This window comes from Massilimicrobiota sp. An105 (assembly GCF_002161155.1).
Lineage (GTDB): Bacteria > Bacillota_I > Bacilli_A > Erysipelotrichales > Coprobacillaceae > Allocoprobacillus > Allocoprobacillus merdigallinarum.
Genome location: NZ_NFLY01000019.1, coordinates 26,056 through 42,683, shown reverse-complemented (window position 1 = coordinate 42,683; position 16,628 = coordinate 26,056). Strand labels below are relative to the sequence as shown.

The 16,628-nt window shown below is 30.5% G+C and carries 17 protein-coding genes and 1 tRNA gene; 16 read left to right on the top strand and 2 right to left on the bottom strand.

What is annotated here, in order from left to right; translation table 11 throughout:
- Nucleotides 1–192: 192 nt before the first annotated feature.
- From B5E48_RS06920 to trxA, 4 genes are all read left to right on the top strand, one after another.
- A complete protein-coding gene (locus B5E48_RS06920) occupies nucleotides 193–651 on the top strand; it encodes a MarR family winged helix-turn-helix transcriptional regulator (protein WP_087304557.1) in 459 nt (152 codons plus the stop codon).
- 41 nt (nucleotides 652–692) lie between these two features.
- Complete coding sequence (locus tag B5E48_RS06915; RefSeq protein ID WP_087242957.1) at nucleotides 693–2,426, top strand: ABC transporter ATP-binding protein; 1,734 nt, start codon at nucleotides 693–695, stop codon at nucleotides 2,424–2,426.
- Nucleotide 2,427: 1 nt separating this feature from the next.
- Complete coding sequence (locus B5E48_RS06910) at nucleotides 2,428–4,284, top strand: ABC transporter ATP-binding protein (protein WP_087304556.1); 1,857 nt, start codon at nucleotides 2,428–2,430, stop codon at nucleotides 4,282–4,284.
- Between the two features lie 115 nt (nucleotides 4,285–4,399).
- Complete coding sequence (trxA, locus tag B5E48_RS06905; RefSeq protein ID WP_087304555.1) at nucleotides 4,400–4,708, top strand: thioredoxin; 309 nt, start codon at nucleotides 4,400–4,402, stop codon at nucleotides 4,706–4,708.
- 10 nt (nucleotides 4,709–4,718) lie between these two features.
- Here the strand turns inward: trxA and B5E48_RS06900 are convergent, their stop codons facing one another.
- A complete protein-coding gene (locus B5E48_RS06900) occupies nucleotides 4,719–5,168 on the bottom strand; it encodes an HD domain-containing protein (protein ID WP_087304554.1) in 450 nt (149 codons plus the stop codon).
- A complete protein-coding gene (locus tag B5E48_RS06895) occupies nucleotides 5,165–6,487 on the bottom strand; it encodes an RsmF rRNA methyltransferase first C-terminal domain-containing protein (RefSeq protein ID WP_087304553.1) in 1,323 nt (440 codons plus the stop codon). Before B5E48_RS06895 ends, B5E48_RS06900 begins: the two co-directional genes overlap by 4 nt.
- Before the next feature lie 82 nt (nucleotides 6,488–6,569).
- Between B5E48_RS06895 and B5E48_RS06890 the strand changes: the two genes are divergently transcribed.
- The 12 genes from B5E48_RS06890 (at nucleotide 6,570) to B5E48_RS06840 (ending at nucleotide 16,528) form a co-directional block, all read left to right on the top strand.
- A complete protein-coding gene (locus tag B5E48_RS06890) occupies nucleotides 6,570–7,115 on the top strand; it encodes a DNA-3-methyladenine glycosylase I (RefSeq protein WP_087304552.1) in 546 nt (181 codons plus the stop codon).
- Nucleotides 7,116–7,158: 43 nt separating this feature from the next.
- Nucleotides 7,159–7,243 (top strand) — tRNA-Leu (locus B5E48_RS06885).
- Nucleotides 7,244–7,578: 335 nt separating this feature from the next.
- A complete protein-coding gene (locus B5E48_RS06880; protein WP_087297116.1) occupies nucleotides 7,579–8,409 on the top strand; it encodes an IS1096 element passenger TnpR family protein in 831 nt (276 codons plus the stop codon).
- Nucleotides 8,410–8,697: 288 nt separating this feature from the next.
- Nucleotides 8,698–9,303 carry a 30S ribosomal protein S4 gene (gene rpsD / locus B5E48_RS06875; protein WP_087242940.1) on the top strand — a complete coding sequence of 202 codons (606 nt, stop codon included), beginning with the start codon at nucleotides 8,698–8,700 and terminating at the stop codon, nucleotides 9,301–9,303.
- A 159-nt stretch (nucleotides 9,304–9,462) separates the two neighbouring features.
- Complete coding sequence (locus B5E48_RS06870) at nucleotides 9,463–11,202, top strand: septation ring formation regulator EzrA (RefSeq protein ID WP_087304558.1); 1,740 nt, start codon at nucleotides 9,463–9,465, stop codon at nucleotides 11,200–11,202.
- A gap of 72 nt (nucleotides 11,203–11,274) precedes the next feature.
- Entirely contained in the window at nucleotides 11,275–12,414 is a 1,140-nt protein-coding gene (locus tag B5E48_RS06865; RefSeq protein WP_087304551.1) for a cysteine desulfurase family protein, read from the top strand.
- Between the two features lie 6 nt (nucleotides 12,415–12,420).
- Nucleotides 12,421–13,617 (top strand): tRNA uracil 4-sulfurtransferase ThiI, encoded by a 1,197-nt coding sequence (thiI, locus tag B5E48_RS06860; protein WP_087304550.1) that lies wholly within the window; start codon nucleotides 12,421–12,423, stop codon nucleotides 13,615–13,617.
- Complete coding sequence (locus B5E48_RS13860; protein ID WP_241146941.1) at nucleotides 13,617–13,919, top strand: NUDIX domain-containing protein; 303 nt, start codon at nucleotides 13,617–13,619, stop codon at nucleotides 13,917–13,919. Before thiI ends, B5E48_RS13860 begins: the two co-directional genes overlap by 1 nt.
- Nucleotides 13,916–14,140, top strand: coding sequence for an NUDIX hydrolase (locus tag B5E48_RS13855; protein ID WP_241146940.1), 225 nt, complete (start codon nucleotides 13,916–13,918; stop codon nucleotides 14,138–14,140). Before B5E48_RS13860 ends, B5E48_RS13855 begins: the two co-directional genes overlap by 4 nt.
- A 96-nt stretch (nucleotides 14,141–14,236) precedes the next feature.
- Entirely contained in the window at nucleotides 14,237–14,725 is a 489-nt protein-coding gene (locus tag B5E48_RS06850; RefSeq protein WP_087304549.1) for a hypothetical protein, read from the top strand.
- A gap of 241 nt (nucleotides 14,726–14,966) precedes the next feature.
- A complete protein-coding gene (locus tag B5E48_RS06845; RefSeq protein WP_087242931.1) occupies nucleotides 14,967–15,179 on the top strand; it encodes an alpha/beta-type small acid-soluble spore protein in 213 nt (70 codons plus the stop codon).
- 152 nt (nucleotides 15,180–15,331) lie between these two features.
- Nucleotides 15,332–16,528, top strand: coding sequence for an acetate/propionate family kinase (locus tag B5E48_RS06840; RefSeq protein ID WP_087297704.1), 1,197 nt, complete (start codon nucleotides 15,332–15,334; stop codon nucleotides 16,526–16,528).
- Nucleotides 16,529–16,628: the final 100 nt, after the last annotated feature.

Below are 16,628 nucleotides of genomic sequence, written 5' to 3'. Positions count from 1 at the left end.
AACAAATAGGAATCAATGAAAAAGAATATATAGAATTCGCTAGAGAAGTCATCAAGCCATTAGATAAGCACTAATGGCTTGATATCTATATAGATGTATAATTTTAGTAGAAGTTGACGATATATTAATGCTTTACATTCAAAAAAATGTGTATTATAATACTGTTCGTAACCGAACAATGGAGGTGGTACGATGTTTAGAGATCCAATTGGATATCGTATTAAAACATTAAGCAATTTAATGAAAAGAAATATGGATAAACATTTGGGACCCCAACATGATAGAGCGACAATGATGCAAACATGGATCATTGGTTTTATTCAATTAAGAGACAGTGAAGGCAAGGATACTTTTCAAAAGGATATTGAAGAGGAATTTTCTATTAATCGTTCAACGACTTCTGAAATGCTGACCTTGATGAATAAGAGGGGGTTGATTGAACGTGTTCCTGTAGATTATGATGGACGTTTGAAAAAAATTGTTTTAACCAAAAAAAGTTTAGAGATTCATGAATGGATTAATCAGGCTATGATGCAACTTCATGATAAATTAACTGATGGTTTAACAACTCAACAAATTGAAACATTTATAGATGTTGCGGATCATATGATTCAAAATATGTCTAAAAATGAACAGGAATCTACAGATTAGCAATCGTGTTGGTTACAAATCTTTAAAGAAGGGGTGGTTATATGGTTATTAAAACATTGATGAAACAAATCAAACAATATAAAAAAGATTCTTTTTTAACAATGTTTTTTGTTATCGTCGAAGTTATTTTGGAGATTTTGATTCCTTTGTTAATGGCAAGAATTATTGATTTAGGAATTGAAGCTGGAAATATTAATGCTGTATATAAATATGGATTTATCATGTTTATTATTGCAATTGGAACTTTATCAACTGGTTTTTTAGCTGGGAAATATGCTGCAAAGGCTTCAACAGGATTTGCTGCTAACTTAAGAGATGGAATGTATACAAATATTCAATCATTTTCATTCTCTAATATAGATAAATATAGTACTGCTGGACTTGTTACACGTTTAACAACAGATGTGACGAATGTTCAGATGGCTTATCAGATGATTATTCGTATGTGTATTCGTGCACCAATGAATTTAATTTGTGCCCTGACAATGGCTTTTATGATTAATCATGAATTAAGTTTGATTTTTGTTGGAGCAATGGGATTCTTAATTATTGTTTTAGGATTTATCATGATTACAGCGACACGTTATTTTAATCAGGTCTTTCCTAAATATGATGATTTAAATGAAAGTGTTCAAGAAAATGTTGTCGCTATTCGTGTTGTCAAATCATTCGTCAGAGAAAAATATGAAAATGAAAAATTTAAAAGAGCTGCACAAAATATCTATCGTTTATTTGTAAAGGCTGAATCTGTATTGGCTTTAAACAACCCTGCTATGATGACAGCTGTTTATGGATGTATTTTACTTTTATCATGGTTAGGAGCAAAGAGTGTTGTTGGTGGAACTCTAACAACAGGAGAATTGACGACATTATTTAGTTATATCATGAATATTTTGATGTCATTAATGATGTTATCTATGGCATTTGTTATGATTACAATGTCATTTGCTTCAGCAAGACGTATTGCCGAAGTTTTAAATGAAAAATCAGATTTGGTTTCTCCTGAAAATGCCTTAAAAACAGTGAAAAGTGGATCTGTCACTTTTGATCATGTGACTTTTTCTTATAAACATGGAACAGGTGAACCAGTGCTTAGAGATATTGATATCCACATTCACTCTGGTGAAACAATTGGAATTATTGGTGGAACTGGAAGTGCTAAGAGTACCCTTGTCAGCTTAATCAGTCGTCTTTATGATGTTGATCGAGGAAGTGTCATTGTTGGTGGTGAAGACGTTAGAAAATATGATTTGGAAGTATTAAGAAATGAAGTAGCTGTTGTTTTACAAAACAATGTCTTATTCAGTGGAACTATTTTACAGAACTTAAGATGGGGAAATGAAAATGCGACTTTAGAAGAATGTCAGGAAGCATGTCGTTTGGCTTGTGCTGATGATTTTATTCAAGATTTCCCTGATAAGTATAATACTTATATTGAACAAGGTGGAACAAATGTTTCTGGTGGACAAAAACAACGTTTATGTATTGCCAGAGCATTGTTAAAGAAACCAAAAATATTAATTCTGGATGATTCAACAAGTGCTGTTGATACTGCGACTGATGCAAGTATTCAAAAATCATTTGAAGAACGTATTCCAGATACGACAAAAATTATTATTTCACAGCGTGTATCAAGTGTGCAAAATGCAGATCGTATTATTGTATTAAATGATGGTGTTATTGATGATTTTGATACACATGAAAATTTATTAAAAACAAGTGGTATTTATCGTACAATATATGAAACACAGACAAAAGGAAAGGAGGAAGCATAATATGAAAAAACAAAATGTTTTAGCACGTCTTTTAAAGAAAGTCTTTAAACGTTATGGTTTGGCTATAGTTATTGTTTTAATATGTATTATTGGACAGGCCATTTGTAGTGTACAGGGCCAGGTATTCCAACAAAGATTAATTGATGATTATATTATGCCTTTAATAGGGCAGCCTTCTCCTGATTTTTCTGGATTGTTTTCTGCTCTTTCTGTTATGGCTTGTTTCTTTTTGGCAGGAATTGTTTTTGCTTATGCCTATAACCGTATTATGGTTACTGTTACACAAGGTTTCTTACGTGATTTACGTGTAGAAATGTTTGAACACATGGAATCATTACCAATTCGTTATTTTGATAGAACAACTCACGGAGATATTATGTCTGTTTATACAAATGACATTGATACTTTAAGACAATTAATTAGTCAATCTATTCCACAGTTTACTTCAAGTGCTATTACAATTATGACTGTTCTTATATCAATGTTAATGTTAAATGTGACTTTAACATTAATAAGTGTCATTATGGTTTGTATTATTCTCTTTATTTCACGTTCTATTGGAAGACGTTCAGCAAAATATTTTATTAAACAACAAGAAACATTAGGAAAAGTCAATGGTTATATTGAAGAAATGATTTCTGGACAGAAAGTTGTTAAAGTGTTTAACCATGAAGAAAAAGCTATTGAAGGTTTTAGAGATATTAACGAAGAATTACGTCAAAGTTCATATCAAGCTAATAAATTTGCCAATGTTTTAATGCCAGTTACCATTCAGGCAGGAAATATGTCATATATTTTATGTGCGGTGATTGGAGCTGTTTTGGCATTATCTGGTTTTGATTCTTCATTAACAATCGGAACACTTGTTGCATTTATGACATTGAATAGAAGTTTTAATAACCCAATTGGACAAGTGTCTATGCAAATCAATTCTATCGCTATGGCACAAGCTGGAGCGAAACGTATTTTTGAATTGCTAGATCAGGAAAAAGAAGTAGATGAAGGTATCGTGACATTATGTCGTGTAGAATTTGTTGATGGAAAAATGGTGGAAACTGATAAAAGAACAGGACATTGGGCATGGCGTCATCCAAGAGCAAACGGTGAAGTAGAATTGGTTGAAATGAAAGGTGACTTGAAATTAGAAAATGTCAACTTTGGTTATTTTGATGATCATATGGTTTTACATGATATTGATGTATTTGCTAATCCTGGTGAAAAAATTGCTTTTGTTGGAGCAACTGGTGCCGGTAAAACAACTATTACAAACTTAATTAATCGTTTTTATGATATTCAAAGTGGAACGATTACTTATGATGGTATTGATATCAAATTAATTAAGAAAGATGATTTACGTCGCTCATTAGGTGTCGTATTGCAAGATACACACTTATTTACAGGAACTGTTATGGATAACATTCGCTATGGACGTTTAGATGCGACTGATGAAGAATGTATTGAAGCTGCTAAACTTGCTAATGCAGATGCTTTTATCAAACATCTACCTGATGGCTATGATACAATGTTAACTGGAGATGGAGCGAATCTTTCTCAAGGGCAACGACAATTAATTGCGATTGCTCGTGCTGCAGTTGCGAATCCTCCTGCTTTAATCTTAGATGAAGCTACTTCATCTATTGATACAAGAACAGAAACTCTTGTTCAAAAGGGTATGGATGGATTAATGGAAGGAAGAACAACATTAGTTATTGCCCATAGATTATCTACAATTAAAAATAGTGATTGTATTATGGTTCTTGAACATGGTCATATCATTGAAAGAGGTAACCATGAAACATTGATGAAACAAAAAGGTAAATATTATCAATTGTATACAGGAGCTATTGAAATGGATTAAGGTCTTAGGACCTTTTTCTTTTTAAGCACATAAGTTGTAAAAAGTGAAAGACTATGATAAACTTCAGTATATCAATAAAAGAAAAAGCTATAATATGATAAAGGAGGCGCTGCATATGGCAGAAGTATTACATGTTAACAGTCAGGAATTTGAAAATGTTATTGCTCAAAATGATGTTGTTTTTGTAGATTTTTTTGCAAACTGGTGTGGACCATGCAAAATGTTAGCTCCAAGTATTGATAAATTGGCACAGGAACATCCTGAAGTCAAAGTTGTGAAAGTAGATGTAGATCAGGAACCTTCTCTTGCAATGCAATTTGGTGTACAATCTATTCCAACATTGATAACTTTTAAAAAAGGACAAGCTGTCAATCGTCAATTAGGATTTGTTCCTTATGAAACTTTAGAAAATATGTTGAAATAAAAAATATCTCCTAGATTTTTTCTGGGAGATATTTTTTAAGTCTTTTTTGTCCTTCGTCTGATAAAACAATATCTGTTTCAGCAAAGTATTGAGCTAAGACATCAGCGTCTTTAAGAATCTCACTATATGCATCATCAACTTTATCTTTTTCACTATGTCTAGCAATGGCTTGTTGAATAATAGCTTTTTCATCATCCTGAAATTCACTTAAAATACTACTGATCCATTCACTACATCTTAGACCATGCTGGAATGAGGAATGTTGAGTGAATTGAATGTAGTCATGAAATAATCCAATGATGCCTGCAAGTTCAACATCTAAGTGATGTTCTAAGGCAAGTTTCTGACATAAAGTAGAGACTTGAATGCTGTGTAGTAAAGCTTTTTGCTTATAAATACCATGACATTGTTCTTCAATATGTGTAAAGAAATAGTCTTTTAATGTTTCATAACGATTCATCTTCTTAACCCCTTTGGATATAAGTTTTTAGCTAAGCCTTGACTTTCTTTATAAAAAGAAAGAGGATAATCTTCTACAAAAATGACACCATAACCTTTGTGGTTTGATCCCTGGATGGCTTCTCCATGCAAATACTGTTTGATTTCATCATCATTTTCATGAAAACGATAAAACTGTTTGACGTCTTTTTGAGTTAATGTTAAAGCTAAAGCAAGACTTGGTTCAAATCTGTTTTTCTTACATTCCCCTAGATAAAGTCCATTGCGTAAAACACGTATTCCTTGTAAATCAGGGAATTGAGGCATGAGAGCATAAATATGATTATGATTGTCATAAAGATAATCAGGAGTAGGAATGTTGAGATATTTCTGATAAAATTCATCAACCAGTTTTTGATTTTGTTTAGAAATATGAGGTTTCATAGGCTTGTATTTTTTAGATACAGACTGACCATTTTTTTGAATGCAGGCAATGAAATGTCCCTCGCCCTGATAATGATGCGGATATAAACGAACAACTCTATCTAGTCCAATGCCATTAGCCATTCCATGACTTCTTTTGAGTGGCTTTAAACAACAATCATATCGTTCAAGAATATATTTGATCTGTTCTTCATTTTCTTTTGTATTATATGTACAGGTAGAATAAATCAGTGTTCCTCCAGGCTTTAATAATTGCATCGCCTGATCAATCAATTGTCGTTGAATATAGGCACATTCCTGTACTTTTTCAGGAGACCATGTTGTGATAGCCTGCTCGTCTTTTCTAAACATTCCTTCACCACTACAAGGTGCATCTAAAATGATTTTATCAAAAAATTCAGGAAGAATTTTTGTAAATTGAATAGGATCACAATTGGTTACAATGGTATTTTTTAAACCAAACCTTTCAATATTTTCAGAAAGAATTTTTGCACGCAATGTATTGATATCATTGGTAATCATTAAACCTTGAGGACCTAATCGACTAGCTACTGCACAGCTCTTTCCTCCTGGAGCACCACACATATCTAATACATAATCATCTTTTTGAATGTCTAAAAAATGAGCAACAAGCATGGCACTTGGTTCTTGAATATAATACAAACCACAAGAGAAAAAAGGAGATTTTCCTAGTGGGTATTTTTCATAATCAAAATAATATCCATCTGGTACAACTGGATGGGGAGAAATAGCATCCTGATTGAAATAATGTAAACAATCCTTTTTTAAAGGATTTAAATAAAAAGCTTTAACAGGAGGCTTTTGTAATGATTGTATAAAATCATCATATTCATCTTTTAATATTGTTTTCATTTCATTTTTAAATAATTCATTCATTTTGTTCACCAATGCTATTATACAAGTGAAAAATGTCTATGTAAACTAGAAAAGATATGTTAAAATAAGAAACGGTGATGGTATGAAAAGGTGTCAATGGGCATATAATGAGCGTTTAATCGCTTATCATGATCATATATGGGGTATTCCTCAACATGATGAAACGCAATTATATAAAATGTTAGTTTTAGAAGGTTTACAGGCAGGACTGAGCTGGGATATTATTTTAAAAAAAGAAGAATTATATGGTAAGGCTCTTGATCATTTTGATTATCATCGCATTGCCTTATATGATTCAAAAAAATATGATGAGTTAATGCAAACAGAAGGATTGATCAAGAACCGTTTAAAAATGAAGGCAATTATAACGAATGCCAAAGCTTTTCTTGAAATTCAAAAACAATATGGAAGTTTTGATTCTTTTATATGGTCTTATGTTGATTTTCAACCGGTTCAACATCATTATCAGACATCACAGGATGTTCCATCAAGTGATGATCTGTCTATACAAATCTCTAAAGATTTAAAAAAACATGGTTTTTGTTTTGTAGGTCCAACAATTATATATAGTTATTTGCAGGCTATTGGTATATATAATGATCATGAAATAAATTGCGATTTTTATTGATTTTTAAAAAGATATGTAATATAATAAATAAGCAATTTGATTTGCCTGAGTGGCGAAACTGGTATACGCACAGCACTCAAAATGCTGCGACCTATGTCATGTCGGTTCGAGTCCGACCTCAGGCACCAATTGAATACAAAATCATGGAAAAGATTTCTTTTTCATTAACATGAAGGTATCGAACAAGATAAAGAATTTTGTTCGATATTTTTTTATGGATCAAGACATATTTTTATACACAAGATGATGAATTGATATGACTGATAAGCTGTTTCAAGAATTTTATAGGAGTAGCTTTCATATAAAATTCGACAGGATAAAAGAAAAAATGACTATATTTGATAATATTCTTGGAAAAAAATGACGAAAAAGTGAAGAAAGGTGAAGAAAATAGATCAAAAACATATGTTATTCTATGAATATTTTGGAAATATTGTAAAATAAAATCAGGAGGTGTAAAAATATGTTAGAAAATCATATTTTTGAATGTGTTGATCATATTTATGATGATATTATTTTAAATGGATCTGATGAATTAAAAGATATTATTCGTCAATTTGAAGATGTAGCAGGAGATGAAAGTCCTTATTTTTTAAAGAAAGGTATTATGTTAGCCATGACATTATGTTTGAATCAGCTTCAATTTCAGGATGAATTGTTTGAAGGTGTTTTACAGGAATATTTAGAACATATGATGGAAGCCATTCCTGAAATGAAGAAAACAGTCATATGTCGTATTGTGGTTAGAGAGTTAGAAAAGTATATTCATCGCCAGGTACGTATCCCTTATCATATGCCTTTAGATGAATTGGCATATTATATATTAACCATGTTTCAGGCAGAGGGTACTCATCTTTTTACATTTATAACTGATCAGGGAAAATTTGGTTGTGATCAATGTGATGAAGAAATGTTAGATGATTATGCATCAGATGTTTTCTTAGATGAACTAGATTTGAAAAAGGGAGATACTTTTTCGTTATGGTATGATTTTGGTGATGATTATATATTTGATATTCAGATTCAAGATATTGAACAACACCCAAATGTACAAACTCTTCATGATATAGAAATTATGGCTGGAGAAGGCTTTGGTATTTGGGAAGATGAACATTCACTTTTGGATATGTATTATCATGATAGACAAGCTTTCGTTGAGCATATTCAAGATTTAGGTTTGAATTTGGATGACTTTATTTTTGAAGAATTTGATGTAAATACAGCAAATGGTGCTTTATTTGATGATTATGAATTTTTAAAACATGCTTATATGTATGATGAATATGAAATGTAATGGTTTGTGTTTTTGAATGGAGACTATAAAAACGTGATTTGAGGATGGAAAATAAAGATAAAATAGATATTCTGTTGATATTGAAAAAAATATTTGACAATATAAAAAAGCTTGTTATAATGTATTAGTGCAATAAATGATAGCAGCACATAGAGGGTTAGCCCATGCGTTTGTGACAAAGGGATGTAGAGTATCTTGCTGCAAAGAGAAATACTTAGTACAAACACACCCTAACTGATCTATGCATGTTATTGTTTTATGCCAAATAAAACAATAGGAGGAAAGAAAATGTCACGTTATACTGGACCACAATGGAAAAAATCTAGACGTTTAGGTTTTTCAACATTAGAAACTGGTAGAGAATTAGCAAGAAGACCATATGCACCTGGTCAACATGGTCAAAAAAGAAAGAAATTAACAGAATATGGATTACAATTAGCTGAAAAACAAAAAGTAAGACATATGTATGGAGTTAATGAAAAACAATTCCATAACACATTCAAAAGAGCTGGAAAAATGGAAGGAGTTACTGGTTACAATTTCTTCTGTTTACTAGAATCTAGATTGGATAATATTGTTTATAGATTAGGTTTTGCAACAACAAGAAGACAAGCAAGACAGTTAGTTAACCATGGACATATTTTATTAAATGGAGTTAAAACTGATATCGCTTCTTGTCAAGTTAAAGTTGGAGATGTTATTTCTGTTAAAGAACGTTCTCGTTCATTAGAAATTATCAAAAACGCTTTAGCTTCTCAAACACATGTACCAGGATTTGTTGAAGTTGATGCTGATAAAATGGAAGGTAAATTCATCAGATTACCTGAAAGATCAGAATTAAATCAAGAAATCAATGAATCACTTATCGTTGAATACTACAACCGTTTAGGATAAGATGATCAATATCAAAGTATTGAACAGTTATTTTGTTCAATACTTTTTTCTTTTGATGGCAGTATATCTCTTGTCTATGTAGGATTTTGGAAAAAGATGATGAAATACCTTTCTATTTATGATAAAATAAAACTTAGGAAAAGAGAGGAATTTTAAATGATGGATAATATTATGAGATTGATTGAACAAATAGGTATACGTAATCTCATTTTTATAGGTATAGGTATTGTTGCGCTTGTAATACTACTTTTATTTTATAGGGGAATGAGATTAAGAAAATATAGGAAATTAATTGTGGATGTAGAAAATCGCATGAATGGCATTAAATCACTGCCATTACAATATCGTTTAGGAAGAGTCCACAGTATTTCTAAAAATATGCCAGAGGTTCTGGAAAAATATGAAGAATATGCTCAGGAATTTGAACGTATTACAGATTATCAGAAAAATCAATTAGGTGTATTGGTTAATGAAGTAGATGAACAGCTTTTTTATGGTAAACTTAGAAAAATATCTTCTAAAATGAAAGAATTAGAAAGCATGTTGAAAATCTATGAAGATGATTCTCAAGCTTTACTGGCAAAAATTGAAGAAATTACTGAAATTGAGAATGTTCAAAGAATTGAAATTATTCGTGTGAAAGAAAAGTATCGACAATTGATAGATCACTATGAAACAATCCGTTTTAAAGTAGAAGATTTTGTTAAGGGCATTAAAAATATTTTTAATAATCTTGATGATTCTTTTGTAAAGCTTGAAGATATGATGAATAATCAGAGGTTTGAAGATGCTAAAAATTTAACACAGGATATTGATAAAAAAGTAGACTGGTTAAATGCCCGATTACAGGAGTTGCCTGATTATATCGCTATTGTCAGACAGTATATTCCTAAAAAGATTCATTATTTGGATAATTTGATTAAAGATATGTCTAATGGAGAATTTGCGTTAGAAAAGTTAAATGTATCTGTACGTTATCAGGCCATCCAATCCACTTTAGAAACAACAACTCAACATATTCAACAATTACAATTAGAAAATGTTGGCGAAGTCTTACAGAAATTAGTTGATGATATTGATGCTATTATTAAAGATTTAGAAGTTGAAAAACAATCATATGATGATTTTAAAACAAAATGGGATGAATCTTATACAGTTATTACCCAGATTTATGATCAGTATAAACAAGCTCTAATTGATCAAAATCGTATTGAAAATTTATATTTGATTAATGAAGATTATGTTGATATTCAAGAAAAATATAAGGACTTTGATCAGATTTTAAGAGAATCTTATGATTTAGAAGAAGAAATGAATGCAGGTGATTTCTCTTACTTACAAATGATTGATAAAGTTGAAAAGATAAAAAATGCAGCTTTAACTCATCAGGATGACTTAAATTCATTCTTTGCATTTCGTGATCATTTATATTTACAGGAACAGCGTGCTATTGATGAGTTAGAAAATATTAATATTGTATTATTGGAAATCAAATCTGAAATTAAGAATAAACACTTACCTATGATCAATGAATCTTACAAAGATTATATTCAGGATTCATACGATAAAGCAGCACAGATTCAAGCCTATCGTATGCACCGTCCAGTGGAATTATCTGAATTATCTAAACGTGTTGATAGTGCAAGAGATATTATTTATAAATTATATGATAATGTCCATAACTTAATTGTTACAGCTGAAATGGTTGAAGAAGCTATTGTTTTTGGAAATCGTTATCGTTCTACTTTTTTAGAGGTGAATACTGAATTAACAAAGGCAGAAGTCTTATTTAGAAATGGTGAATACACAAAAGCTCTATCAACTGCAGTAGATATTATTGAAAAGATTCAGCCAGGTTCATATGAAAATTTAATTCAAAAAACAAGCGAAAAGTCCTAATTTGGACTTTTTTAGTGGCTTTTTCTTAATAAAAATGGTATATATACATATAATGAACTATGGAGGAAAGATATGATTTATTTAGATTATGTATCAACAACACCATTGAACCAAGAAGTGAATCATATGTATCAGTCATTATTAAATGATTATTTTGCTAATGCTGATTCGTTATATTCTTTAGGATTAAAAACAAGTGCTTTAATGGAAAAATCAAGAGAATTAACAGCACAATTATTACATGTTTTACCAGAAGAAATTATTTTTACAAGTGGTGCCAGTGAATCTAATAGTGCAGCTATTAAAGGATGTGCTTTTCAATATCAAAATAGAGGAAAACATATCATTACAACCGCAGTAGAACATTCCAGTGTTTATCAGTCATGTATTCAATTAAGAGATGTCTTTGGTTTTGAAGTTGATTTTATATCAGTAGATGCTTCAGGAAATCTTGATTTAAAACAGCTGGAAGAAGCAATCAGACCAGATACAATTTTAATCACGATGATGTATGTAAATAATGAAGTGGGAATGGTTTTTCCTATTGAAAAGGTTTATCAGATGATTCAAAAGATCAATCCAAAAATAAAATTACATGTCGATATGGTACAGGCTTTAGGAAAGATGCCTATTGATCTCACTCATGTAGATTTAGCGAGTTTTTCAGCACATAAAATTTATGGATTAAAAGGAAGTGGTGTTTTATATAAAAAAACATCTACGTCATTAGTTCCATTAATTAATGGTGGTCAGCAGGAACATCAATTGCGTGGAGGAACATCTAATACAGCTACACATACAATGTTTGCGAAAACATTAAGATTAGCTCTAGAAAATTTAGAACAGAAATATCAATACGTGACTTCTTTGAATCATTATATAAGAGAACAGCTCACTCAGATACCTGATATTGTCATCAATACACCTAGTGAGCATGTTTCACCATATATTCTCAATTTTTCATGTGTAGGGTATAAACCAGAAGTGATTTTACATGCTTTAGAAATGTATGAATGTTATGTATCAACCAAAAGTACCTGTTCATCTCATAAGAATGATATTTCAAGAACATTACAGGCAATGGGAATTCGAGAAGATATTGCTAAAAGTGCGATTCGTATTAGTTTTTCTCATCATACGACACAAGATGAATTAGATGAATTTTTATTTTATTTAAAGAAAACTTTAAAAACTATTAAGAAACAGAGGTAATTGTCAATGGAATGTAGTCATATTTTAGTCAGATTTGGAGAACTCACAACAAAAGGGAAAAATCGTAAACTTTTTATTCGTAAATTAACACAAAATACAAAGGAAATATTAAAAGAGTTTTCACATTTAAGATATGAAATGTCTTTTGATCGTTTATATATTATGTTAAATAATGAAGATCCAGAGGCTGTATGTCAGAAGTTACAGACAGTCTTTGGCATTCACTCTTTTTCAGTTTGTTATAAAGTGGAAAGTGATTTAGAAAAAATAAAAGAAGTATGTTTACAGATTGTAGAGAAAAATGAAGGGCATACTTTTAAAATCAAAACAAAGCGTAATGATAAGGATTATCCACTTCACTCACATGATATCAATACGGCTATTGCTGGATATATTTTTCATCATACATCAAAAGAGTTAAAAGTAGATGTCCATCATCCAGAAATATTAATACAAGTTGAATTGCGTAAAGAATGTACCTATGTTATGGATAATGTGATTCAAGGTGCTGGTGGTTATCCTGTTGGTATTGGTGGAAAAGCTTTATTGATGTTATCAGGTGGGATTGATTCACCAGTTGCCGGATATTTAACATTAAAACGTGGCGTTGATATTGAATGTATTCACTATGCTTCACCGCCATATACAAATGAATTGGCAAGAGAAAAAGTATTAGATCTTGTTGATGTTTTAAGACATTATACTCATGGAAAAATCACTGTACATATTATACCTTTTACAGATTTGCAGTTAGCTGTATATGATCATTGTGATGAAAGTTATGCGATGACAATTATGCGTAGAATGATGTATCGAATTGCTGAAGGCGTGGCACATCAAAATCAATGTTTAGCATTAGTGAATGGTGAAAGCATTGGACAAGTGGCTTCTCAAACTTTAGAAAGTATGTCTGTTATTAATGAAGTGATTCATCTGCCAGTTATTAGACCAGTTGCTTGTATGGATAAATTAGAAATTATTGATATTGCTCAAAAAATTGGAACATATGATATTTCTATTCGACCACACGAAGACTGCTGTACAATTTTTACACCAAAGCAGCCTGCTACAAAACCAAAAAGCTATAAAGCTGAAGCATTGGAAGAAACATGGGATTATCAAACGATGATTCATGAATGCATTGAACAATGTGAAACAATTGTTATTGATGATCATTATAAAGAAGTAGAGGATTTGTTTTAATGAATGATGAAATTTTGGATTTGTATACGCAGGATCGAGTAAAAACAAATCAAAAGATGATGAGAAGCGAGAAGATTCCTTCACATCTTTATCATCTTGCTGTTCATATTTGCCTTTTTAATGATCGAGATGAAATGTTGATACAACAAAGATTTAAGAAAAGAAAAACATGGTCAGGATTATGGGATATGAGTGCTGGTGATAGTGCATTGATGAATGAAACGAGTTATATGGCAGCTGAAAGAGAAGTTTATGAAGAATTAGGTATTCAATTATCTTTAAAAGATATAAGACTTTTTTGACAATTCATTTTGATCAAGATCTTGATGATATTTATCTTATCCGTTATCTTGTCAATATTCAAAATTTAGTTATACAAGATGAAGAAGTACAAAATGTGAAATGGGCAAGTCTTGAAGACATAACAAATCTTTTGAAACAAGAAAAATTCGTTCCATATCATCAAGATCTTATATCATTATATTTTGAAATGAAAAATAAACGTGGAGCACAAAGATTATAAATATAAAAAGTTTTATTTATTTTGAATATATATGATGTTTTGTTAATTTATAACCGATTATTCAAGTCAGGTTGCTATGTTGAAAGGAAATCTTATATGCAAAAGTTATTAAAAGATATATCGACTCAATTTCATTTGCTACCTAAATGGAAACAAAGAATATCATGGTGGTATGTTATCTCGGTAAGTTTGATTTTAGTACAATATTTCATCAATCGTCAATTAGATATTCATACATATTTTCACCCATTTATAAGTATAATGATTAATATACTTGTGATTATAGATATTTTTCTTATACCTGTTATTCTTGTGGTTATAGAGATATTAAGTGAAAAAAAGAATTTATTACTTAAATTGATTCAAATCTTTTTATCAATTGCAGGGGTAGGTATAATAACACTTATCTTATCTATGATGTTCTTTATGACGAATAAATCTGCAATCAGTAGTAATACTGTAAATATTTCTTTTAGTAATAATAAAGTTTATATTGAAAATGGTGTGTGGCTAGAGAGTAGAAATCATATTGATGTATATCAAATTGAAAATTTAATTTTTATAAAAAAGATTAGCAGTTACTAATGAATAAAAGTTTTAATTGAGATATCTTGATGATTTGGTAAAATTATTTTATAATATTTCAATCTCGTTAATTGTCATAAAATATCAAATATAATATATTAAATTGACAGGAACATTTAATAAAAATGAGTATGATGTCAGTCATATTCTTTTTAAAAAGAGAGTTTACAAAATTTTTTTTAAAATAAATGAATAATTTTGTCACCTTGACACAAACTAATTGTGTCAGGAGGTGAAAGCAATGAACTCAAAAAATTCAAAAAATAGATTAGTTGTTCCTGGTGCTCAAAATGCAATTGATCAAATGAAATACGAAATCGCTAATGAATTTGGTGTTAATCTTGGACCTGATGCAACATCTCGTGCTAACGGATCTGTTGGTGGTGAAATCACTAAGAGATTAGTTGAAATGGGACAAAATCAGATGGCAGGTAGACAATCTCAAAATCGTTAAGCTATTATAAAAAATCCTAGTCATAATCTTTATTATGAGTAGGGTTTTTTCATTTTTGATAAAAAGTGTATTCGCTTTCAAATTTTTGTTGAGTTTATTCTACAATTTATGTACAATAAATATATGTTATGTATTGTAGGAGGAATAAAAATATGACAAAAATTATGGCAGTCAATGCAGGAAGTTCATCTTTAAAATTTCAATTATTTGAAATGCCTGAAGAAACAGTCATTACATCAGGAATTGTAGAAAGAATTGGGATGGATGATGGTATTTTTACAATAAAATATAATGGAGAAAAAAAGACAACGACATGTCCGATTCCTGATCATCAGGTCGCTGTAGAAATGCTTTTAAAAGCATTGGTTGATGAAGGAGTCGTGACAGAATTAAAAGAAATAGATGCTGTTGGACATCGTATTGTTCATGGTGGAGAATATTTTAGTGATAGTGCTGTTGTTGATGATGATGTTGTCGCAAAGGTTGAAGAACTTTGTGAATTAGCGCCTTTACATAATCCAGCACATCTAATTGGATATCGTGCATTTAAAGCAGAATTACCTAATGTACAGCATGTCTTTACTTTTGATACAGCTTTTCATCAAAGTTTAGATAAAGAAAGATATTTATATCCATTACCATTAGAATATTACACAGATTTAAAAGTGAGACGTTATGGAGCACATGGAACAAGTCATAAATATGTTTCTGAACAAGTGATTGATATGTTAGGAAATCCAACTGAATCACGTGTTATTGTTTGTCATTTAGGTAATGGTGCAAGTATTTCAGCAGTATTAAATGGAAAATGTATTGATACATCTATGGGATTCACACCACTTGCAGGAGTTATGATGGGAACACGTTGTGGAGATGTTGATCCATCTATTATGCCTTATTTATGCAAGAAATTAAATAAAACACCAGATGAAGTCTTAGAAATTTATAATAAGAAATCTGGTATGCTTGGTATTTCAGGAATTTCATCAGATTCTCGTGATATTGAAAATGCTTTATTTAAAGAAGGTGATGATAGAGCATTATTAACAAGTTTATTGTATGCAAGAATTGTTTCTAAATATATTGGAGCTTATTATGCTGAACTTGGTGGATGCGATGCGATTGCCTTTACAGCTGGTGTAGGTGAAAATGCAGCTTATTTAAGACGTTTGATTATTGATGATGTTTCAAAAGCTTTTGGTGTCTTCTTGGATGAAAAACTAAATGCTGTGAGAAGTGATGAAAATAGAGTGATTTCTCATCAGTTCTCACAAATTAAAGTTATGGTTATTCCAACAAATGAAGAAGTTATGATTGCAAGAGATACAGTCAGATTATTAGGGCTATAAGAGAGTTGAATGATCAACTCTTTTTTATTATGGTTATTTTGATATAGAAGAATAAATCTTTTATAAGTTCATATTTATGTGATAATATGGTATTATGATA